Source organism: Rhizobium sp. 007 (genome assembly GCF_015353075.1).
In the GTDB taxonomy this organism is placed as follows: Bacteria; Pseudomonadota; Alphaproteobacteria; order Rhizobiales; family Rhizobiaceae; genus Rhizobium.
Genome location: NZ_CP064187.1, coordinates 1264921 through 1285215, shown reverse-complemented (window position 1 = coordinate 1285215; position 20295 = coordinate 1264921). Strand labels below are relative to the sequence as shown.

Genomic DNA, 20295 nt, shown 5'->3' with positions numbered 1-20295 from the left:
GTCATCCCCCTCAATAGTGCATGGCTAGTGGCCAGGACGCTTCGTTGTGCCTCTCACTTTCTAGCGCGGCATATCGGCCCTTGCTGAACACGAGCGGCCGGCGGTCCCAAAACGATTGGAATGATGTCACTCTGCCAATGAACAGCAGATGGTCGCCACCGTCATGGGCAGCCCAAGGCGCGCAGTGGAACACTGCTGCAGCTCCTGGAAGGACGATACCATGCCCGACTATCGTCTCGCAGGCGATCCCTTCCCATTTGTTGGAAAGCGGCTTGGAAAATCGGCTCGACAAATCCGCCTGGTTCTCAGACAACACGTTGATCGCGTAGCCCTCCGCCTCCGCCCACTGGGAAAGGCTGGCGGCCCGGCGATCAATGGAGAAAAGGATCAGCGGCGGGTTGAGCGACAGCGAGTTGAACGAACTGATCGTGACGCCGAGTTTTTCCGCGCCGATCGTGCTGGTGACCACGCATACCCCAGTCGGGAACTGCCCTAAAGCCTGCCTGAATGAACGCACGTCCATGACCGGTTCCATGGCTTCCCCCGATGTCGATTTGATCTATCTGATTGCCAATCCTGTAATTTCTGCGTTCTTTGCTAACCTGGCCGCAAGCTGCGAGCCTATACCACCGCGCGCGAGCCGGGCGACCAGTCGCCGAGTGTAGGTGCCCGCAATGCTGCCAAAGTCCGAGCCAAATGCACCCCGACCGCCGCGGCGGCCTCGTCCGCTTGAGAGGTCCGAATAGCCTGCGCTATTGCCCGATGCTCCGACAGCACCTCGTCAACGCGGCTGCCGACAGAGATCGCATGGACCCCCATTCGAACCTGTCTATCGCGAAGGCTCTCATAGAAGGTCGCCAGAACAGGATTGCCCGCAGCCCTCACGATCGCCCGGTGAAATTCTCGGTCGCTTTCGATGAACGCGACGCGATCGTTTCGGACCTTCTCCTGCTGAGCGATCAGGCGGTCCAACTCAGCGGCCAAGTCCACCCCGAAGCGGCTTGCCTGCTGTGCGCACCATTCCTCGACTAGGCCGCGTGCCTGCATGATCGCGTCAACCTCAATCTCGGTGATCGGCGCGATATATGCCCCCTTCTTGGGCAAAATCCGCAATAAGCCATCGGCCTCCAGTCGCAGAAACGCCTCCCTGACCGGGGTTCGCGAGACGCCTGTTTCCCGACAGACCTGCGCCTCTGTAAGGAACGTCGTCTCATGGCGCGGCAGTGTCAGCACATGCTGCTTCAGCCAGGCATAAACGACATCCTGCGCTGCATCACCTCGCTGGAGCGCGGCAGCGCCGCTGGCTGAATTGGTTGTCATAAGCATGTTGCATACAAGATGCGTATAACAAAGTCAAGCGCATTTCGACGATGACTCCTTTGACAGGAATGGCCGCTCTGGGCCGAACCCGGCCTTCCAACCAACACGTTCGAATTATGCCGAGCTTTCAATGTTGGATTACCGGAAATCTCGGGCTTTAGGGAATGGGGCTCGGCATAGTATCGGGCTCGGGATAAATACCCTTATGCCGAGTTCGGCATAATGGAACGAATATGTCACGAGGCCTCGCCGCAGCCCGGTCTCGGGAATCCGCAGCTCCCGGCGAGCCGTGCGCAAATTCGTCACCGCGCCCGGTCGTCAACCGGAATTCCATGTCGCGCTCGGCAAGACCGGAAAGATCGCCTGAGAGGTCGAACAACTGCTGAGCGACAAGATGCACGACCTCCCCTTCCCGTTGAATGCGGCCGTTGATTGCCATCATCGACGCTCCGAGAAACGACGCGTCGACGCCGCTCGAACAGACTCGGCCAGAACACGACGTTCGCCGGACCGGTCTCGTCTTCAATCGTCATGAACATGACGCCTTTGGCGGACCCAGGCTTTTGACGGACGAGGACGAGCCCCGCCGTCATCAGCCAACGGCCGTCACGCGCATTCATCGCCCATATGGCATCCCGGCGCTGGAGCCCAAGAGAGGGTAGGAAAGCATCGGCTTGGGTAAGCTGTACGAGCGCTTCGGTTGGAACGTTTGACCGTCGCCAGACGTCATCGACGGATTCGAACGACGAGTTCATCCTCGCAGCGACGATCCGCGCGGCGTCGGCAACGGCCAATCCCTTGACCAGACGCATCCCGAGCCTGTCGCGGAAAGTTCGCCGACGGTATGGAAACCCAATGTGCCGCCGGCATACCGACATGGACGCCGACCTTCCTCGCAGCGGCGTCGGCAGCAGAGACCCAGCGCTTGGAACCGCTGCGCGCGATGACCGCGATCGCTTGGTCAACGGGAATGGACGGATCGGCCCGCCTGATCCTGTCCGTTGGCAAATCCGGTAGAAAGATCGATACGACCCGCGGCATCACACGCTCCAACTGTAAACTCTGCGCGCTCGCCCGCCTTCACTCTCATCAGCTCGAGGAACCACCGTGCTCGACCAACGCCGGGAACCGGGAGCTCTTCTGACGGCATCACACTCACTCTCCAGCGTGTCGTCGACGCCGTCGGCTGGCCGAAGTCGCTCGCCTCGGTCTGCCGCCGCCATCGTCGAACGACGAGTCCCATCGATCCGGACTTTTCGGCCGCGAGCTGCAACCGTCGCGAGGCCGTCATCGGCAGGCGGACGAGTTCGGCGACAACCGCTCCGAGCCCGCGGAACGACAGAGCTTCCTCCACGGACGCGAGGACATCCTCCTCCTTCTCGGCCTCAACGAAGACGACCCGGTTCGGATGAAGACCGGCTTGCGCCAGGGCCGGGAAAAAGAGGTCAGGCCTTGTAAGGCACCAGATCACCTTGCCCTTCGTTCGCGCGGCGATCCCGGCTGCGAGCAGCGCGTCAGTCCCTGCCCCGCCACCGGCGAACTCGTGGATCGCCCCAAAGGACAGCCCACCACCAGGCAGGTGGTCATCAATCTCGCGGACGCCGAACGGTAAGGTCTGCCTTCGCCGCGCCGGATTGCTTTCGAGATGCGATATGCGTTCTCGAAGTTCGGTGATGACAGGGTTTGCGCGCACTTGCGCCATCGGTAGCCTTCGCCAAAATCAGGGTTCCATCTCGTCCAAAAGCGAGTATGTTCTACATTTGTTCCTTTCCGGAATTCGAGTCAACGGGCGCGTGTCGGGTGGATTTGTGTAAACACCTCATCCGCAGCGGCACCGAGCCAGCGATCCATAAGGGAATTCAATGCAGTAGCCGCAGGCGATCCACAGGGCGTATGATATCTTACGGATGAGAAAAAATTCCTGCGTTGACGCAACATTGCGAGACTATCGGGACGCCGTAATCACCATCGAATGCGATGCCTGTGATCGGAGAAGCGATCTTGATCGGAAGGTTCTGGTCAAGCAGTATGGGGCCAACCTGTCTTTCCGGCAGCTTCGACGTCGGCTCACCGTCGGTTGCTCTCGTATGAACAGCACCGATGGCATCGATCGCTGCCAGGCTTGCTTTCCCTGCCTCGACGCGGACGCGGATGCGGATGTCCCATGAGTGACCATCTCGAGAGCCGTTCTACTGAGCGTCCGCGCAAGATCATCCATATCGACATGGATGCCTTCTACGCTTCTGTGAGCAGCGCGACAACCCGGAGCTTTGCGGTCGACCCGTCGCTGTCGGTGGTTCGGAAGCACGCGGTGTGGTGGCGGCTGCAAGCTATGAGGCCCGCAAGTTCGGCGTCCACTCAGCAATGCCTTCGGTGACGGCCAAGCGCAAATGTCCCGACCTGATCTTCGTGAGGCCGCGCTTCGACGTCTACAAGGCCGTATCTGCCCAGATCAGGGAAATCTTCGCCGAATACACGCCTTTGGTCGAGCCGCTGTCTCTCGATGAAGCCTACCTCGACGTGACCGAGAACTTGAAGGGAATGGAGATCGCGTCCGAGATCGCCCTCGAAATCCGGGCGAAGATCAAGGCGGCAACCGGGCTGAACGCTTCTGCCGGTATCTCGTACAACAAGTTCCTGGCCAAGCTGGCGAGCGACCTGAACAAGCCGAACGGCCAGGCGGTCATCACGCCGAAAAACGGAGCGGCCTTTGTCGCGGGTCTCCCCGTCAAGAAATTCCACGGCGTCGGGCCGGCGACCGCCGAGAAGATGCACCGCCTTGGCATCGAAACAGGAGCTGATCTGCGGGAGAAGGACATCGAGTTCCTGGTCAGGCATTTCGGCAAGTCCGGCCCGTACTTCTATGGCATCGCCCGCGGCACCGACGAAAGACAGGTCAAGCCAGACCGGGTGCGAAAATCCGTCGGCGCGGAAGACACCTTCGCTGCGGACATCCACGCCTACGACCCAGCAGTGGACGGTTTGAAGCCGTTAGTCGCTAAGGTCTGGCGTCACTGTGAGGCAAACAGCATCACGGGCAAGACCGTCACACTCAAGGTCAAGTACGCCGACTTCACGCAGATCACCCGCGCCAGGACGCTTGGTCGAACGTTCCGATCCGCAGAGGAAATCGAGGAGACAGTTTGCGTCCTGCTGGAATCCGTCTTTCCGACCCGGAAAGGGATACGCCTCCTCGGTGTGACGCTCTCCTCGCTGGAGCACCAGGCCGACATGGGTTTCGAGCAACTGGCACTGAAGCTGTGACAAATCTCAGCATAGTGCCGTTGGCCCGCCTCCTTCGTCGTTACCAGGCGGTACGGGCAGTACCCAGCGCGAACGTAAGCATGGACGATACATGAGCGACGTGGGTTTTCACCGATACGACACAGTTCCCTGGACAGCTGAGTTTGTGCTGTGCCAGGTGTTTCAGCAGTTCCTCGACATTGCGATTCTCGGTAAGCGGGAATGTAAAGGTCATCCAAGTTCCTCCAAACAGCAGACTTCGCCAGCCATTTAAGGTTGGAATTCTTTCGCACCGCAACAAGAATTTTTAAACAGAATAATTAAAATCGATTAGAATTTGAATTCAAGATTTTAAAATCGATTTAAGAACTCATGGACCTGAGAAGACCAACTCAGCCGCACCATGGTCGCGGCGTCGGCGGGCATCTAATTCGGCTGCACAAAGACCTTTCTCCACTGCTTGTCGGTGAGAGCGAACCTGTCGCCGCTGCGATCAATGCGAGCCAGGATGTCGGTGAGGAACTTCCGCTGCCATCCATTCAGATCGTGGCGGCGTTGAGCGTCTCGACGAAATTATAGATTTCCTCGCGAGCTGAGATGTCCGTCCATTTCGACGAAAGCATGGACAGCATCAGATCGGACTTGCTGAGCTTGGCCGGCGTCGTTCGCCCTGATAAAAATCCCGAGTACTCTGTCGTAGTCTTGGTTTGCCTCGGTGTAATAACTGACGATCTTCTCGACCCAGATCATCTGGTAGAGGCGTTCCAGATTCCGTTTTACCGTCTCTTTGACAGTCCAGTTTTTGGTTTCCGGCATTCTAGCGCGTCACGAACTCGGCGAAGGCTTTCCGCTCGCCGTAGTTCAGGGTTTCGCCAACCTTGATCCACAAGTTAGCCGGCCCGGATTGAGGTGGACTTTCGAAGAGCTCGAAACCGTATGCGTGCTCTATGTCGTCCTCGCTCTCCTCGTTCTTGGGAATCTGAGCCGGATCGACAAGAAGGTCGAGATAGAGCTTCTTCTTCTGCCAGGCGTCTGGACTATCCCAGCACTTAGTTTCGCTTTGACTGTGAATGAACCGCGTAGACCGATCAGGAGAGATGTAAGGCGCTGCTGCCCGTCTAGTATAAGCGTTAGCTTCCCTCCGGACACGTCTGCGTTCTCATTGTGGACCTCTCCGTACCGGAAATTTTCCGAGAACTTATAGATTTGCCAGTGCAGCTCATTCTCCGGAGCAACGTTCCAGAAAAGAAACGAGCTGATCGGATAGCCCTTCATCAAGGAGTCGAAGAGGGTCAGCATGTGATCCGGCCCCCAAGGAAGCCTGACGTATCAGAGGGGCATCAAGAGCCTTATCGCGACGCTCGTGGACGCCCGACTGCGCGCAGGTGACGAATCGTTACGCAAACAGGCTCAATAGGGCTTGCGGCGTTCCATTGGCTATCGAAAGCGATTGAATTGCTAGTTGCTGCTGCGTCTGAAGTGCAGTCAGCCTGGACGATTCCTCCTCCATGTTGGCATCGACGAGGCGACCGATGCCGGAGGACAGATTGTCAAGCAAAGTCTCCGCGAAAGCGGACTGCTTCTCCAGTCTGTTCTTCAGTACGCCAAGTGCCGCCGTCCCATTGGTTACCCTCGCCAGCATGGCGTCGACGCTGTAGAGGAAGGAATTTACCGAGTCCGGATACTTTTCGATATCGATGTCCATCACACCATTCATGGGGATCGGTTCGACATTCACCGTCATATTGGTGAATCCAATCTGCGTCCTGCCACCATTCAACCGATCATCCAAGGGATCGGACCTTACAAGAATCGAAGAGCCATTGGCTTCGATAATCGTGTTCGGCCGGGTGATCAGCGCGTTCAGAATAGTGGCCATGTCATCGGCCGTGTTTATCCAACCATCCGTCGTCCCGAGGATGGTGTTCACCGTATTCCGATCGATCGTATGGGTTTCGGTCGCCTCGCTGTTGATCCCGAACGTGAAATCGATGGAGACGTCCCGGTATATTTTGAATGGCGTGAAATTCAGAGTGAATGATGAACCGAGCGATCCGTAGGTGTTCAGATTGGTCAGGCTCCCGGCGGCAACGGTCGAACTGAAGTTGCTGATCTGCACCTGCGAGCCGTTCAGGAGTGACTGTTCAGTGGTCGAAATCGTGTATCGCACGGGATCAGGATAAGGCGGTGCGTTCAATGGGTCGTGCCACACTGGTGACGCATAGACCAATGACCCAATGCCCTTCGCTGCAAACGCGGCATTGAGCATTTGAGCCATCTCGGTCGCGTTGTGGATCGCTCCGCCCAGCGAACTCACCATCGCAGAGTCGATCGTGATATCGGTCGCGGTAATCCCTGGGTGAAGCGGTGCCGCGAGACCTTGGGCCAGGTTGTCTCCATCGATGGTGAGGTCGAAGCTAATCTTGTCACCTGCGCCGAAGGATATGGGAGTCGGCGCCTCGGTTCCCGAGATAACGGTAAACGGAAGGTTCTCGTGACTGATCGCCGGCAGGCCTGGCAGCGTATAGTAAGACAAGTAGTCATTGATGATGTCCGGCGTGTAAGGGTCGCCGTAGGGGCGAATGCCGCCGATCGTCTTTGGACTGCGCGGGTCGCCCTGTAACATGCCGTCGCCTTCCTTGTTAAAAAGGGAGGTGTTGATTTGGTCGAACAACGTCATACCGACCATGACAGACCCGCCGGCGTTTCTAATGAATGACGATGGCAACTTGGCAGATCGATCCGCCGGCATCGCCTCGTAGAGATCGTGTATATCTGTGTCGAGAAAGTTCACCCCATTGAACGAGGCCGAGGCCGCGATACTTTGAGTTGACGCGGCGAGTTGCGAAATCTCGTCCTGGATTTTCGACTTATCGACTCCGGCCTCCGTCGCAGTCACGAGCTTGGCCCGGATGTCGGACAATACCCATGTCGTTTGCGACATTGCCTCATACGCCACGTCAACTACGCTCATACCAACATCGAGCACATCCCTGACCACAGAGACAGCCGACTTGTCGGACCGCATGGTTGTTGCAATTGACCAATACGCCGCGTTGTCAGCAGCAGTTTGAATTCTCAGTCCGGAAGAAATCCTTGTGTTGGCGGCCTGCAAGTCGGAGTTAACGGAGCGCAGCGACTGGAGGGCAGCGATGGCGGCATAATTCGTATTGATGGAGGACATCAATGATCCTGAAAATGAAACTGATAGCGTCGAGGAGGCGAAACGAATCGACGCATCATGCATCTTCTGGATGTAAAAATTCAACAGAAATGGTTATTAAAGTCTAACGAAATTCAGCCGTAAATTGCTTCACTCGCGGAATATCTTGTGCTGTAGGCGGATGGAAGGAACACTGCGCAGATTCGCCAGCTTGTGTCGCGTCACGCCGCCATCTCTTCTCGTCCACGGGCGAGGAACCCCAGCCGCGATGCCGCTGGCTATGTTGTAAAGCGCGCGTCAACTGTCGGCACTGCAAGGCCACAGACGAGCGCCGGGTCGAGACGTAGGCCGCATGATTCGACCATACGGCGCGAAACCGTGTTGTCGGCGTGCACGAACTCGACGACTGCGTTTGCGCCCAGGCCTTCGACCGCCGCCATGATCGCCAGCGCGTTGATAGAGCGGCCGAGGCCGCGTCCACGCCGCTGCGCCGCCACCGTGATCAGCCCCACCCACGCGGTGCTTCGATGTCTGCTGTGGGAATTGAAGGCCATGTTCGCATGTGCCGTTGCGGCGATGTGGCCATCGACATCGGCGAACGCGATCGTGGCTGCGGGCACCACCTTGCCGATCAGCATCGCGCCGGAGAACGGCGCGATGCCATTTTCAGCCATGCAGGTTTGAATAAGCCTGATCGCCTCGTCTGGGGAGTGATCGGTCAGGTCGACGTGTGTCAGGCCATCGGGCAGATCAGCTTCCAAAATTGACGTGCAGGCGGCGATTGCCGTGTCTCGATCGGCGCTAAAGACGCTCCACATGTCGAGCCGATAGGACGATCCCAGCTGCTCGCGGATTTCCTCGATCCGAGTGGTCGGCATCATGCGAAATCCGAACACACCGTCGCTCGCGAGGCGGTCTTCGACAAAAGCCCAGTCGATGCGGTCGATGTCATCGACGGAGAAGAACCTTCCCGCCTGCACAAGGCCGGGCGTCGCCGCAATCATCGACTGCGCCTCGTCACTTTGCCGCTGGAGACGTTGCTGTTTCTCAGTGCCGTAGTAGTTCATCGCCCCTCGCATTGATCCTGGTCGGCCGCCTGATACCGACAGCCGGACGGTCCACGGCGCGCGCACATGCTTGCTGCATTCAGTCGGGGTCCAGCGGTCCGCGCATTCACGCGCTCCCATTCGAACCAAAGGAACATCTAAGCCTAGCAGATTCACTGGCTCGTGTCGCGTCACGCTGCGATTGCAGTCTTGTCGTTCACAGACCACTTCTTTCGCGACCCCGTGATTTTCGATCCGGTGGGGATATGGCGCAGATATCCGGCCGCGATCTCGTCGGGCGACAGGCTCGGCGGGTGGACGTATCGGCTCCCGATGGCCGGAAGCATCAGCCAGAGCACAACAGATAACGTCACAGCGGCTGCGACGAAGAGCAGGTTGCTAATCATGACACGAGACTACAACTTCCGCGCAACGCATCAATTTGGAAGCTGCTTTAAGGTGAGTAAATCGTAACAGAGCCGCTCCAAGAACCTTTACCGGAGGTGGAGGCCGACATGCGACGAAAGTTTGGTTAGGATCAATGCCACCAACCTTGGAGAGGCGTGGCAACTATGCGCCATGAGCGGTCATCGTTATGTCTTGTAGCGGCGGTATGCGGTGGTTCACGGCAACTCCCAAAGGCGACAAAATGATAGAAACAGAGCGTCTTCTGTTGCGGCATCCCAGCGCGGTTGATCTCCCTGCTTGGACCGTGTTTCTCTCCGACGCTGAGGTCACTAGATTCATCGGCGGCCCGCAAGATGCTACAGGTGCGTGGCGCAATCTATGCCTTTTCGCAGGGGCTTGGAGCGTTCAGGGGTATAGCAATTTCTCGGTAATCGAGAAGGCGACGGGTCGTTGGATAGGCCGCGCGGGCGCGTGGTTCCCTCCCGGATGGGTAGGCCCTGAGATTGGCTGGGCGTTCAGTCGCGACGTTTGGGGCAAAGGATACGCCACTGAGGCGGCAACTCGCTGCTTAATTTGGGCGTTTGAAGAGCTTGGTTGGATGGAAGCAGTCCACATCATTCATCCTGAAAATTATGCCTCCATCGCCGTCGCAAAAAGAATCGGTGCAATCCCTCGGGTATCTGAAAACGCCCAAAAAAATCTCGTCTATGTCACCACAAGGGAAGGCTGGTCTCCCAAAGACAGAGCGACAACGGGATAACGAAAGCTGATGTCCGCAGAGGGCCGAAAGCGGCATTGGCCTCAAGCCAGCCCAAACGAGTATGTGCCAAGACGCGCTAGCTTGAAGTTGCAACGCTATACAGTCCTATGGTTGGCCAATAATGACGACCGACAGGTGGTCTTGCTGAAGTCGGAGGATTGGCGTCACTCGCTCAAGAACCGTCGTCGGGACTATCCTATTGCCATCTCCGAGCAATTCCAAAGACAGGGCAGCTCTGGCCGGTAGCGGAAGATAGCTCTCTTCCGCTCCGCGCAAATCCAGTCAGGGACCGCCTAGCTGATCGCATCGGCGAAAGGCGTGTCGGGATCAGAGACATAAAACAGGGCCATTGTCGTGGGCCTTTCACTCCGATTATGTCCGGTCATCGCAACGAGGGACGGTTCAACAAAGACGTTCCCCGCGTGCAGGATGACCGGGTCTCGACCATCGAGTTCCAACGTGAATTCGCCGCTCAGCATAAAGACCGTTACCGGAAACCGATGAGAGTGATATGGAGTGCGATCACCCGGCTCCAACGTCGCAAGGAGTACCCTTATTTCCTGCGCCTCCTGTTGGGGAAGGCTCTGGGTCGCCTCTCGGTGAAGGACCTTTAACTTGGCCATTCCGGTGGGCGCGGCGGATGTCGTTGCTCCGACTAAAAGAGCCGAGATCGCATCCTGTACGTTAATGTCTTGCATGATTGCCTCCATTTCCAATTGCGCCACACTAGAGAAGTGGCGGTTCGGCCGGGAGCAGCACCATTGCAAAGGTTGCGCGCAAAAGCGCATAGTGGACCTATGCTCGGCTGGGACGACATCAGATACTTCATCGCAGTTGCCAGGCACGGGAGCACCCTGTCGGCGGCAAGAGCGATGGGCGTCAATCAGTCGACGGTTCATCGCCGCGTCGCCGAACTGGAAGGGAGGATCGGGCATGGCCTCGTCCGAAGACATCCGTCGGGATACCAGCTAACGGAACTTGGCCTTGCACTCCTGCCATTGGCAGAAGACGCCGAGAAAGCGATGATCGCCATCGAACGGCAGGCGAAGGCCTACGCCAACGAACTAAAAGGCATCATTCGGCTAACCTGCCCTGAGCCCCTCGTGTCACGAATTTCCAACTCGCAGTTCCTGAGTGACTTCTACGAACTCTATCCCAGCCTCCGGGTGGAATTTGTGATGAGCGACGGCTATCTCGACCTGTCCAAGGGCGAAGCAGACGTAGCTCTCCGATCAGGCGAACAGGCAGATGAAAAGCTGGTGGGACGAAGGATCGGCGACTCAGTCTGGGCTGTATACGGCAGTCGCGACTACGTCCATCGCCATGGGACGTTGAATGGCCTCCATGACATCGCCAACCATACAATCATCGGATTTGAAGGCGCGCTGTCAAACCATCGTGCTGCAGAGTGGCTCCGACGGATAGCTCCCGATGCGGAGACCGCCGCGACGAACAACAGTGTTCTCGGTGTCCTCCATGCCGTAATGGCTGGCCTCGGAATCTCTCCATTGCCTACCACGATCGCCAACATGCATGAGACCCTTGTTCAACTCTCCGCACCGGTCGAAGAGCTGAACCGCGGGTGGTATCTGCTGACCCATCCGGACATACGAAAAACGCCAAGGATTATTGCCTTTTTCGACTATACCGTGGATCACCTCAACACGCTAAGACCACTATTGATGGGATGAGGACTCTGCCCTGTTGGACCTTTCTCCCGCTGGCGAAAGGGGAGCACCATCTTCTTCCGGAAAGCGCCAAAAGTGGTCTCCCGAGTATGGCGACAAATTCACGTGTCTGTTACATCGGCCACATAGGCGGAAATGGCTGAATGGAGATACGAAATGCCTGTTTTAGAATTGAAGCTCGACCCTAACGAAGATGTCCGCCAGGCAATCCTAAATCCCCTGCTCGCGTTTAATGATTCGAAGGCTGGACAGGATGGTTACAAGCCGCTCGCAATTTTACTGCGCGATGATGAGGGCGGAATCCAAGGTGGCCTATGGGCGAAATGCTATTATGACTGGCTGTTCGTCGAGCTGCTTTTTGTGCCCGAAGTTATGAGGGGCCAGCAACTGGGGGCGAAGCTTCTGGCTCAGGCGGAGCAATGGGCCAAACAACAAAGCTGCGTCGGGATTTGGCTTGACACATTCAGCTTTCAGGCTCCAGGCTTCTATGAAAAGCAAGGATACTCTGTGTTCGGCACGCTGGAACGATATCCCCCCGAGACACACCAGAGAATATTTTTGCGAAAGTTGCTTTAGCCTTCTATGCAAAGTCCGCTTTGGGCCGACTGCAGACGAACGTCTCGACAGCAATGCGCCGTACGCGGACGTTCAATCCACGAGGCCGTCGATCAACGTTACGATCGCCTCCTCGTAGTCCGACCTCTTCCGGCCCCTATCAATTTCGAGTGCCGCCCGGTCGAACGCGGCCGAAAGAAGGACCGTCAGTGGGTCGACGAGGCCCAGCGACCCTGAAGTTGCCAAGAGTGCCGAGAGCCCGCTCCTGAGAGTGCTCTCGACCTGATCCTCGTTGACGAGAGCCGGAGCCTGCAGCAGCAGAAGCCTGGTCCGCCCTGGCACGGCCATCGCGTCGAAGTATGCGGCCGCCCCAGCGAGGATTGCATCACGCGCAGAGGACGTTGCCGACGACCGCTCCTCTATTTCGGAAGCTACGGCAGCGCCTTCCCTTTCGACCACTGCGGTGAACAGCGCCTTCTTGTCCGGGAAGTGGTGGTAGAGTGCGCCGCGCGTCACGTTCGCTGCAGCGACGATATTCGGAGTCGCGGTTTCGGCATAGCCTCTATCCACGAAGAGGGCTCTGGCGGCATCCAGCAGTGCTGTCCGAGTGGCATCTGTCCGTTCTCGATTGTTGCGTGCCATCGGCATTCCTTTACATACAGGCAGAATGTTTCTATAAACATGCAGATTGAATGTAATTGATGTTGATCAGGAGCGAAAGCCATGAAGACAACGAGCTACTACCCGGTCATTATGACGGACGACGTCGCCGCGACAGCAGCCTTCTACATCGAACACTTTGGCTTCGAAGCGCAGTTTTCAGCAGATTGTATGTTCATCTGCAGTCCAAAGACAGCGAACATGTGGCCCTGGCTGTGCTCGACGGCAGTCACAGCACGATCCCAGAAGGGGCTCGAGGCAAAGCGTCGGGGTTGCTACTCAATTTCGAGGTTGAGGACGTAGACGGATCATATCAGAGGCTGTTGAAAGCGGGCCTGCCCATCCGTCTTGAGCTTCGGGATGAGGAATTTGGCCAGAGGCATTTTATAACAGCCGACCCGAATGGGGTCCTTATCGATATCATCAAGCCGATCCCCCCGAGCGACCAGTACGGGGAGATGTACGAGGCTGGTTCCCTCCCGCGATAGTTTGAGGTCCCAGCCGACCAAGGGGTGATAGAAGGCCTTGGTACCTTGGCGGCTTCGCGCCCAACAGCGATCGGAATGCGCCAAAAGCTGAAGTCCATCTGATCCGGCCGAACGCTCATTGCCGCCCATTGCGGCCGCTCACTAATGGCCGCCGCATTATAATTGGGCGGAACTTTTCCGTACGGTCCCCAGTGGACGCGGCAGGTGCGCTATTTCCCAAAAGTTGATTTGACAACCCATCGTTATCGCTCTTAGGTTGATTTCGGATTACCTAATATTCCTCGACTAGATGGAGGAAGCGATGAACACGATTATGCGCACGTTATCCCTCACCTTGGGCGTTGCTGTTGCGGCGGGGTGCGCTTGGTTGACGCCGTTCCCGACGACCGTACTTGCCCAGGATCACTCGCACGAAGCCGTGGGCTTTGAAGGGAAAATTCTACTGAAGACGACGGCAACAGCAACTGACCAACCATTGACCCTGCCCCAGACTGATACGCCCGAAATAACCTCGATGGTCATTACAATCCAACCGAACGGTCACAGCAACCTTCATCAACATCCGGTTCCGGTCATCGCTCATGTGTTGGAAGGAACGCTGGAAACTCGGGTTGGGGGTGTATCACGGACCTATAAGGCTGGTGAGGCTGTAGCGGAGCCGATGAACACCCCCATGCAAGCCTTCAACGGCGGCGTCCCCACGAAACTCCTGGTCGTGATGGTCGGAGCGAAAGGCAAACCCAGCTCCATTGCCGTCGAGTAGCATTCCAGAACCGCGGCAGCGCGCCTTTTCTCGGAAGGACCGCGATCGGCCGAACGCCACTTACCAGCGCACATGCCTACCCAAAGTCGGCGGGTTGTGCTATTTTAAACTAGAAACATCCAGGGTGGAGTCATGAGCCGGTTGCTTGCATCGGTAGCGTTGTTTTTTGCGGCGACAATGGCCGCCGCAGGTGATCCCTTGTTCGATGCCGTTGCGGCCGGAGACACCGCCGCCGTCGAGCAGGCTCTGGCCGCTGGTGCCGATGTAGACAGTCGGGCCCGCGACCAGGCAACGCCTCTCATGAACGCCGCCCTCGCAGACCAGCTCGCCATGGTGGAATTGCTGATCGGCAAAGATGCTGACGTCATGGCGCGCAACGCGGGCGGGTTTACGCCGCTTCATGCCGCGGCCTTTTCCGGCAGCTTGCCGATCAGCAAGCTGCTGCTCCACCATGGTGCGACGCTTGACGACGCGGCCAATAAGGCGGGTGTGACGCCGCTGATGGTGGCCGGTGAGGAAAACCACGCAGCCCTCGCCGAGTTTCTGCTCGCCAAGGGAGCCGATGTCGGTCACGCCGAGGTTCACGGCTACACCCCGATCACGAGGGCATTCTGGAAGGGCAACACAGACATCATCCGGCTGTTCAAGCGGCACGGCGCGACCTGCCCTCCGGCCAGCCTCATCGGCGACAAGGGGTACGCGAAGTGCATGGAAATTCAAGATTGAACAGGAGGCTCAGATGGATGTAATGACCAGAAGCAGCGCACGAGGCATTGGTCGCTCTGTGGCGGGGACCGTCATGGCTGTGGCAGTGGCTGTCGGTGGAACGCCGGCTTTCGCCGACGACTCGGTAAACACGGGTTACTTCGGCGGCGTGGCTATCATGGGATACGACACGGTCGCCTACTTCACGGAAGGCAAAGCGACGAAGGGATCAGAGAAATTCTCCTACGAATGGCTGGGGACGCCGTGGCATTTCGCCAATGCCAAACACCGCGAAATGTTCATCAGCGAGCCGCTCAAATATGCGCCTCAGTATGGCGGATACTGCGCGGGCGAGGTGGCTCTCGGATCGGTCACGGTCAACACCGATCCGGAAGCATTCAAGATCATCGACGGCAAGCTTTATCTGATCTACGACAAGGGATCGGCGGAGTCGTTCGCCGCCCATGCGGCGGAAGCCGTGGCGAAGGCGGATGAGAACTGGCCGAAGGTCGCAGCCGATCTCGAGCTGGATCAGTATCACTGACCCGCAGGATGTGGCGAAAAATAGAAGACCTTGGTCGAGTTCACGTAAGCGTACCTGGTTTCATCTGTCGAGTTCGCACGTCTATAGACGGGGCCGCAATCGGCTCTACCAAATGCGTTTTCACTCTGTTCGCAGAACATGTCGCCATTGACGAAAACAATTTCGGTCATCAACTGCGTCGCCGAGCGGAATGCCGCCTTGCCATCGAGGCCGATTTGCATGAGTGCGGGGTTTCCAGAAGGATGGGTCCTGCCCCGCAGGAGTTTGCCCATGACGGTGCGGGCGATCTCGTAACCGTTCAGCCGGTCACGCTCGTCGCCCTTGAAACCGTGCGGCCATTCCGGCAGGCCGGCCTCGCGCAGGCCATCGAGGATAAACGCCAAATCCCGCTTGCGGAAATGCGCGTGGCTGATCCGCCACCCCGCTAGGCAATCGCGTCCCGCGAGAAGGCGGAGTCCCTCGGCGACAGCCGCGCGCGCGTCATCGAGGCGGCCGGCACGGACATAGGCCATGGCGAGGGGGGTGACGAATTCGCCGTTCCCCGGCGAACCGTCGCGCGCGCGTTCGAAACTGTCGATAGCCTTCGCGTAGTCGCGCTGAAGATAGTAGACGAGGCCGGCAGTGTACCTGTCGATGGCGGAGAGATTCGGATCGTGCCTGAGCGCCGTCTCGACGGCCGCAGCGGCTTCGGCATGATTACCGGAGATCAATTGAACGTATGCGAACGCCATATGAGCTTCGGCATCGGCGGGTCCGAGCGACACAGCCTTCTGCGCCGAGGCGACCGCCTGCCCGTAACGGCGGTCCACGACCTGCATGACGGCAAGAACGGCGTACGGCGATGGAAGATCGGGGTCGAGGGCCAGGGCGCGACTCGCCTTGGCGTAGGCCCTTTTTCGCGCCAACGCGCTCTGTAGAACGTCGTCGTAGGCGCTTCGCCAGACATAGGCGGTAGCGTGCGCGTCCGCCGCGAAGGCCTCCGCAAAACCGGGGTCGAGGGCCTGCGCCTTATCAAATAGCGCCAGGGCCTCGAGCATCCGGGAACGGCGGCCGGTCCGCGTCGCCTGTTCGGCACGCAGATAGTAGTCGTATGCTTCGAGATTTGCTGTCGGCGGCCGGGCAATCCGCTCGGCCTCGGACTGAGTGAGTTCAAGGCCGAGCGCTTCGGCGATCTGGCGGCTCATCTCGTCTTGCACGGCAAACACACCCGCCCCGCCGCGGGCAAATCGGTTGGCCCACAGATGGTCGCCACTTGCCGCATCGATCAGTTGCGCGTTGACGCGGATTTGACCGCCGGTCCGCCGCACGCTGCCCTCAACGACAAACTGGACACCGAGATCGCGTTTGATGTCTGCCAGAACGCGGGGCTTGCCTTTGTAGGCAAACACCGAATTCTGAGAGATGACGTCAAGGTCCGAAAGCTTGGCAAGATCGGTGATCAGATCGTCGGTGATTCCATCGGTGAAATAATCCTGGCGGGGGTCGCCGCTCAAATTGGCGAAAGGAAGTACCGCGATAGATGGACGTTGCTGCGCAAACGGCCATTGCCATGCCACCACAATCGCGGTGATCGCGATCATCAGCGCTGCGAGCGTTGCCAGGACGATAGCCCGCCGTCCGGCCCGGCGGGCGGGGGCGGCGACAATCTTGCCCGCCTCGGAGGGGTCGAGCAGAACGCGATACACGCGAACCGGATCGGCCATGTTCTTCAGGTGCTGCTCACCGAGGGCTGAAAACCCGACGTCGGCTTTGTGGGCGGCGTGATCGAACGCAGTGCCGGATATGCAGATTCCCCCTGGCGGGGCGATACCCTGCAGGCGCGCCGCTATGTTGACGCCGTCGCCGTAGATGTCATCCCCTTCGACAATGATGTCGCCGAGATTGACGCCGACCCGGAACTGAATTCGCTTTGTCTCGGATACGCCTTGATCGCGGCCTGCCATTTCCCGCTGGATCATTGCGGCACACTGGACGGCGTCTACCACGCTCGCGAACTCAACCAGCACACCATCGCCCATGAGCTTGATGGTGCGCCCGTGGAACTCCGCGAACGTGGGATCGACCAACTCCCGGCGGCAGGCCTTCAGCCGCTCCAGCGTGCCGGCCTCATCCTCTCCCATGAGGCGGCTATAGCCGACCACATCGGCAGAAAGTATCGCGGTGAGCCGCCTCTCCATATCTCCGCCCCCCTTTCGATGTCGTAAGAGAGCTGTTTATTTTACCACCTCGAAGGCGCGCAGGCGTTGCCAATCTCGTACGGCTCGCAGCCCGCGGCTGCATCAGCCGAACCGCCAGTCCCCCTCAGAAAGGAGACGTGCAACAAGAGGAGAAAAACGTCGATTTCCGGATCCGCGACCAACACACTGGATTTCCTGGTGTTGGATGCCGAGGACGCGTGGGGGACAAGTATGGGTATACCATCATGACCGCTCCCCGTTTAAGGATCGCTTCGAGTCTAAGACAAGGCGGCTGCAGAGGACATTATACGCGTGGATAGTTTTCATACCCAATGGTTGTTGAGAGTGCCTGCTTCAACTGGCTGACGCGCCTGGAGCGACGGTGGTATTGCCGATCCATGAACACGTCACTCGCTGAGCAGAAGTTCAGCCGCCCACAAGCCTCTCGGTGGCATCCGACGCATTTTGTTGCTTTCGTCCTGCTCCGATAGCCTGGGGTCAACCCAAGGAGACACGAAAATGCGCATGCCAAGGCACGTCTACGAGAGCCTCTCGGAGGACATCCACGAAATCGTCCGGCAGATCGATGAAACCGGCCGAAACTTCATCTGGAGCAAGCCTATCGACCTCGACAATGTCGACATGCGCGACATGTGGGACCTCGTTCTGACGGTCAATATCGATCGAAGCAACGACGATCACCCGCGACACCACAGCGACGTCCAGCGCGCTTGAATACGATGGCCGCAGCCCGCATTGGCTCTATTCCCGCGAAAACGGCGATCTGGACGATTCCCATATCGAGACCGCCCTGAGGCATATCAGGGAGGAGATCATCGAGAAGCGCCTGACGAGCGCGCTCGCAGCGGCCATCTGACGGTCCGGTCGGCAAGCACCCAATCGGCGGTTGTTGCGGAATGCGTTCCCGCAGGCTCTTATGCTTCCAGTCAGCGAGGGGAGCATAGCCATGGGGACCTGGAGCCTACCGAAGACCGCCGAGCAGGCGGAACGGCTAGCGCGGGTGATGTCCGCTCCGATCCCGGCCCGCGTCGCGTGCGACGTGCTGTACTCCGCGATCGGCGACGACAACCTGTTTGACAACATCGCCGGCTGCGCGGAAATCGACGACGGTTCCGACGTGAGAGGCGCCGTGGTTTCGACGCTGACCGAAATATAGTTCACCGGGTCGGACGCCACTACGTTCGCGTCGCCGGAAGCAATAGCGATCGTCCGCGGCGTCGTCGAAGGCTTCGCGCCCGCTGAAGACGACGTGTATTTTCCGGTGTCGCGACTGGCGTGGGTACGGGGTCGCGTGGGACGTCGTCATCACTTTTTGACGCCGCATGTCACCACGTCCGAGAATTTGATTCAGTTTCAGCAGTTGTTTGTCGCTCAGGCGCGTCCCGCCACCGTATCTCTCCAGCCTGTGAAGCACGTCCGAGAGAAAGCTACGCTGCCACGGACTGAGCGTCGCTTCGGCCAGTGCTGCGCGAATATTGGCTTTGAGATACTGCGTCTCGAAGAGCACGAACGCCGCGCCGCTTGGCTTCGAAGCTGGATGGCGCTGCATCTAGCAAGACGGCTCCACGCGCCGGGTGGATTTCCTATAGTGAACCCATATCGTACCAATGGAGCCAAGCATGGCGAAACCATACCAGCCGAACATCAGGCCGAGCACCCATTGTTCCTCGCTATTACGAAGACCAAACCCAGTGGCGATCAAAACAACATGAGCAATAAGAAGTCCAACAGCAACGAAGATCACGAACACAACCCCTGTTAGTGGAATCGTTGTACGAAAAACAACCGTCGCTTCCAAGATGACGCTGCGCTCAGATAGGAAGCTGGTAAATGCGCGGTTACGAAATGAGCGGAGTCGACGGTGCAGATGTTCGAGGAGCGACGCCGAAGGCCTGCGTTCGTCAGTTTACAATCCCGTGGCAGCCGTGCCGACCGCCACGCAGATAACCTCCGCGACATCGAAGCCGGATGAGTGTCGGAAGCATCGCGGAAGACGATTGCCATCATCCACCACGGGGATCATCGCGATTTCGGCTTTTCGCCAGTATGCCGCTTGAAAGTCCATTTCACGACGTAATCGCCGTTGCGCTTCATCTTGGTCTTCGTCTGCACGCGAAACGCTCCGCCTAATGCCAGCTCGGCGGCTTCGAAAGCCTGGCGAGCCTCGGCAAGTGCCTTGTGATAGGCGCTGTTGTCGCGCTTTGGGCTTTCGGCCACCGCCTTAAAAAGGGCAGTCAGTTCAGGCTTGTCCTCGTCCATCAATTGATTTGCTTCCTTTCGGCCCACACTCAGTCTCCGCTTATCTGTTATTTGCAGCCAGCGAGTTGAGGGTGTCACGCCGTCTGATATCAGGTCGATGGTATATGGTAGACGACCGAGCGGTATTTCGGATTGATACGCCGTCCCATTATTTTTCCGCCATAAGCTTCGGCTACCATAGAAGAATGTCCCAGATATCCGGCACGCGTTTGCTCTCTGGATCAAACGACCAATCAATCTGTGAGATGAACCCGCGGACAACACCAGTTTTTCTGGCGAAATCTCCAAGAGCGAGGACCTGGTCCGAAAGTGCGGGCTTGCTTCGCTGTTGGTCGAGTATCTGCAGATAGTCGATAACGGCGACCGTTTCCTGGCCTCGACCCCGACAAATAGCGAATGATGTATTCCGCGCTGATTTCATCCGACGTCACGATTTCCAGAATTTCGCCAAGCCGTGAGAGCCTTCATCCAACGGGGGTCAGTTTCGAATGGGAT

Annotated in this window: 19 protein-coding genes and 5 pseudogenes; 9 read left to right on the top strand and 15 right to left on the bottom strand. The window is 58.1% G+C overall.

What is annotated here, in order from left to right:
* Window positions 1-10 precede the first annotated feature (10 nt).
* The 5 genes and pseudogenes from ISN39_RS06415 to ISN39_RS06395 form a co-directional block, all read right to left on the bottom strand.
* Entirely contained in the window at window positions 11-535 is a 525-nt protein-coding gene (locus ISN39_RS06415) for a flavin reductase family protein (RefSeq protein WP_194729492.1), read from the bottom strand.
* An 86-nt stretch (window positions 536-621) separates the two neighbouring features.
* Window positions 622-1320 (bottom strand): GntR family transcriptional regulator, encoded by a 699-nt coding sequence (locus tag ISN39_RS06410; protein ID WP_194729491.1) that lies wholly within the window; start codon window positions 1318-1320, stop codon window positions 622-624.
* Between the two features lie 138 nt (window positions 1321-1458).
* Window positions 1459-2141 (bottom strand): annotated as a pseudogene (locus ISN39_RS06405) (OB-fold nucleic acid binding domain-containing protein); the annotation flags it as partial.
* Between the two features lie 37 nt (window positions 2142-2178).
* Window positions 2179-2361 (bottom strand): annotated as a pseudogene (locus ISN39_RS37840) (DNA polymerase Y family protein); the annotation flags it as partial.
* Window positions 2282-3022 carry an ImuA family protein gene (locus ISN39_RS06395; protein ID WP_194729490.1) on the bottom strand — a complete coding sequence of 247 codons (741 nt, stop codon included), beginning with the start codon at window positions 3020-3022 and terminating at the stop codon, window positions 2282-2284. The pseudogene ISN39_RS37840 and the gene ISN39_RS06395, both read right to left, overlap by 80 nt.
* A gap of 462 nt (window positions 3023-3484) precedes the next feature.
* On the opposite strand from ISN39_RS06395, the pseudogene dinB reads away from it, so the two are divergent.
* Window positions 3485-4584: pseudogene (gene dinB, locus ISN39_RS06390) on the top strand (DNA polymerase IV).
* Between the two features lie 1375 nt (window positions 4585-5959).
* Here the strand turns inward: dinB and ISN39_RS06380 are convergent.
* The 3 genes from ISN39_RS06380 to ISN39_RS06370 all read right to left on the bottom strand — a co-directional run bounded on the left by ISN39_RS06380 (window position 5960) and on the right by ISN39_RS06370 (window position 9179).
* Window positions 5960-7747: a flagellin gene (locus tag ISN39_RS06380; RefSeq protein WP_194729488.1), complete on the bottom strand. Its 1788-nt coding sequence runs from the start codon at window positions 7745-7747 to the stop codon at window positions 5960-5962.
* Between the two features lie 257 nt (window positions 7748-8004).
* The gene (locus ISN39_RS06375) at window positions 8005-8793 is read right to left on the bottom strand and encodes a GNAT family N-acetyltransferase (protein ID WP_194729487.1); all 789 of its coding nucleotides are present in this window, start codon (window positions 8791-8793) and stop codon (window positions 8005-8007) included.
* Between the two features lie 170 nt (window positions 8794-8963).
* Window positions 8964-9179, bottom strand: coding sequence for a hypothetical protein (locus ISN39_RS06370; RefSeq protein ID WP_194729486.1), 216 nt, complete (start codon window positions 9177-9179; stop codon window positions 8964-8966).
* A 242-nt stretch (window positions 9180-9421) separates the two neighbouring features.
* On the opposite strand from ISN39_RS06370, the gene ISN39_RS06365 reads away from it, so the two are divergent.
* Window positions 9422-9940: a GNAT family N-acetyltransferase gene (locus ISN39_RS06365; protein ID WP_194729485.1), complete on the top strand. Its 519-nt coding sequence runs from the start codon at window positions 9422-9424 to the stop codon at window positions 9938-9940.
* 293 nt (window positions 9941-10233) lie between these two features.
* On the opposite strand, the gene ISN39_RS06360 is transcribed toward ISN39_RS06365, so the two are convergent.
* A complete protein-coding gene (locus tag ISN39_RS06360) occupies window positions 10234-10638 on the bottom strand; it encodes a cupin domain-containing protein (RefSeq protein WP_194729484.1) in 405 nt (134 codons plus the stop codon).
* A 99-nt stretch (window positions 10639-10737) separates the two neighbouring features.
* Here ISN39_RS06360 and ISN39_RS06355 point away from each other — a divergent pair, with 99 nt between their 5' ends.
* Both ISN39_RS06355 and ISN39_RS06350 read left to right on the top strand, forming a co-directional pair.
* A complete protein-coding gene (locus ISN39_RS06355; RefSeq protein WP_194729483.1) occupies window positions 10738-11631 on the top strand; it encodes a LysR family transcriptional regulator in 894 nt (297 codons plus the stop codon).
* A gap of 153 nt (window positions 11632-11784) precedes the next feature.
* A complete protein-coding gene (locus ISN39_RS06350; protein ID WP_194729482.1) occupies window positions 11785-12204 on the top strand; it encodes a GNAT family N-acetyltransferase in 420 nt (139 codons plus the stop codon).
* A gap of 72 nt (window positions 12205-12276) precedes the next feature.
* Here ISN39_RS06350 and ISN39_RS06345 read toward each other — a convergent pair whose 3' ends face one another.
* The gene (locus tag ISN39_RS06345; RefSeq protein WP_194729481.1) at window positions 12277-12825 is read right to left on the bottom strand and encodes a TetR family transcriptional regulator; all 549 of its coding nucleotides are present in this window, start codon (window positions 12823-12825) and stop codon (window positions 12277-12279) included.
* 81 nt (window positions 12826-12906) lie between these two features.
* On the opposite strand from ISN39_RS06345, the pseudogene ISN39_RS06340 reads away from it, so the two are divergent.
* The 4 genes and pseudogenes from ISN39_RS06340 (at window position 12907) to ISN39_RS06325 (ending at window position 15343) form a co-directional block, all read left to right on the top strand.
* A pseudogene (locus ISN39_RS06340) lies at window positions 12907-13331 on the top strand (VOC family protein).
* A 301-nt stretch (window positions 13332-13632) separates the two neighbouring features.
* Window positions 13633-14094 (top strand): cupin domain-containing protein, encoded by a 462-nt coding sequence (locus tag ISN39_RS06335; protein WP_194729480.1) that lies wholly within the window; start codon window positions 13633-13635, stop codon window positions 14092-14094.
* Between the two features lie 132 nt (window positions 14095-14226).
* Window positions 14227-14820, top strand: coding sequence for an ankyrin repeat domain-containing protein (locus tag ISN39_RS06330; RefSeq protein WP_194729479.1), 594 nt, complete (start codon window positions 14227-14229; stop codon window positions 14818-14820).
* A 13-nt stretch (window positions 14821-14833) separates the two neighbouring features.
* The gene (locus ISN39_RS06325; protein WP_194729478.1) at window positions 14834-15343 is read left to right on the top strand and encodes a YHS domain-containing (seleno)protein; all 510 of its coding nucleotides are present in this window, start codon (window positions 14834-14836) and stop codon (window positions 15341-15343) included.
* On the opposite strand, the gene ISN39_RS06320 is transcribed toward ISN39_RS06325, so the two are convergent.
* Window positions 15337-17520 carry an adenylate/guanylate cyclase domain-containing protein gene (locus ISN39_RS06320; RefSeq protein WP_194729477.1) on the bottom strand — a complete coding sequence of 728 codons (2184 nt, stop codon included), beginning with the start codon at window positions 17518-17520 and terminating at the stop codon, window positions 15337-15339. The two genes, ISN39_RS06325 and ISN39_RS06320, sit on opposite strands and share 7 nt — an antisense overlap.
* Before the next feature lie 519 nt (window positions 17521-18039).
* Between ISN39_RS06320 and ISN39_RS06315 the strand changes: the two genes are divergently transcribed.
* Window positions 18040-18255, top strand: coding sequence for a hypothetical protein (locus ISN39_RS06315; RefSeq protein WP_194729476.1), 216 nt, complete (start codon window positions 18040-18042; stop codon window positions 18253-18255).
* Between the two features lie 277 nt (window positions 18256-18532).
* On the opposite strand, the gene ISN39_RS36125 is transcribed toward ISN39_RS06315, so the two are convergent.
* The 4 genes and pseudogenes from ISN39_RS36125 to ISN39_RS36120 all read right to left on the bottom strand — a co-directional run.
* On the bottom strand, window positions 18533-19090 hold the full coding sequence (locus tag ISN39_RS36125; RefSeq protein WP_246763286.1) for a hypothetical protein: 558 nt from the start codon (window positions 19088-19090) through the stop codon (window positions 18533-18535).
* Entirely contained in the window at window positions 19091-19339 is a 249-nt protein-coding gene (locus ISN39_RS06305) for a hypothetical protein (RefSeq protein WP_246763285.1), read from the bottom strand.
* 221 nt (window positions 19340-19560) lie between these two features.
* Window positions 19561-19800, bottom strand: coding sequence for a hypothetical protein (locus tag ISN39_RS06300; RefSeq protein ID WP_092587176.1), 240 nt, complete (start codon window positions 19798-19800; stop codon window positions 19561-19563).
* 184 nt (window positions 19801-19984) lie between these two features.
* A pseudogene (locus ISN39_RS36120) lies at window positions 19985-20290 on the bottom strand (DNA helicase); the annotation flags it as partial.
* Between the last annotated feature and the right edge of the window lie 5 nt (window positions 20291-20295).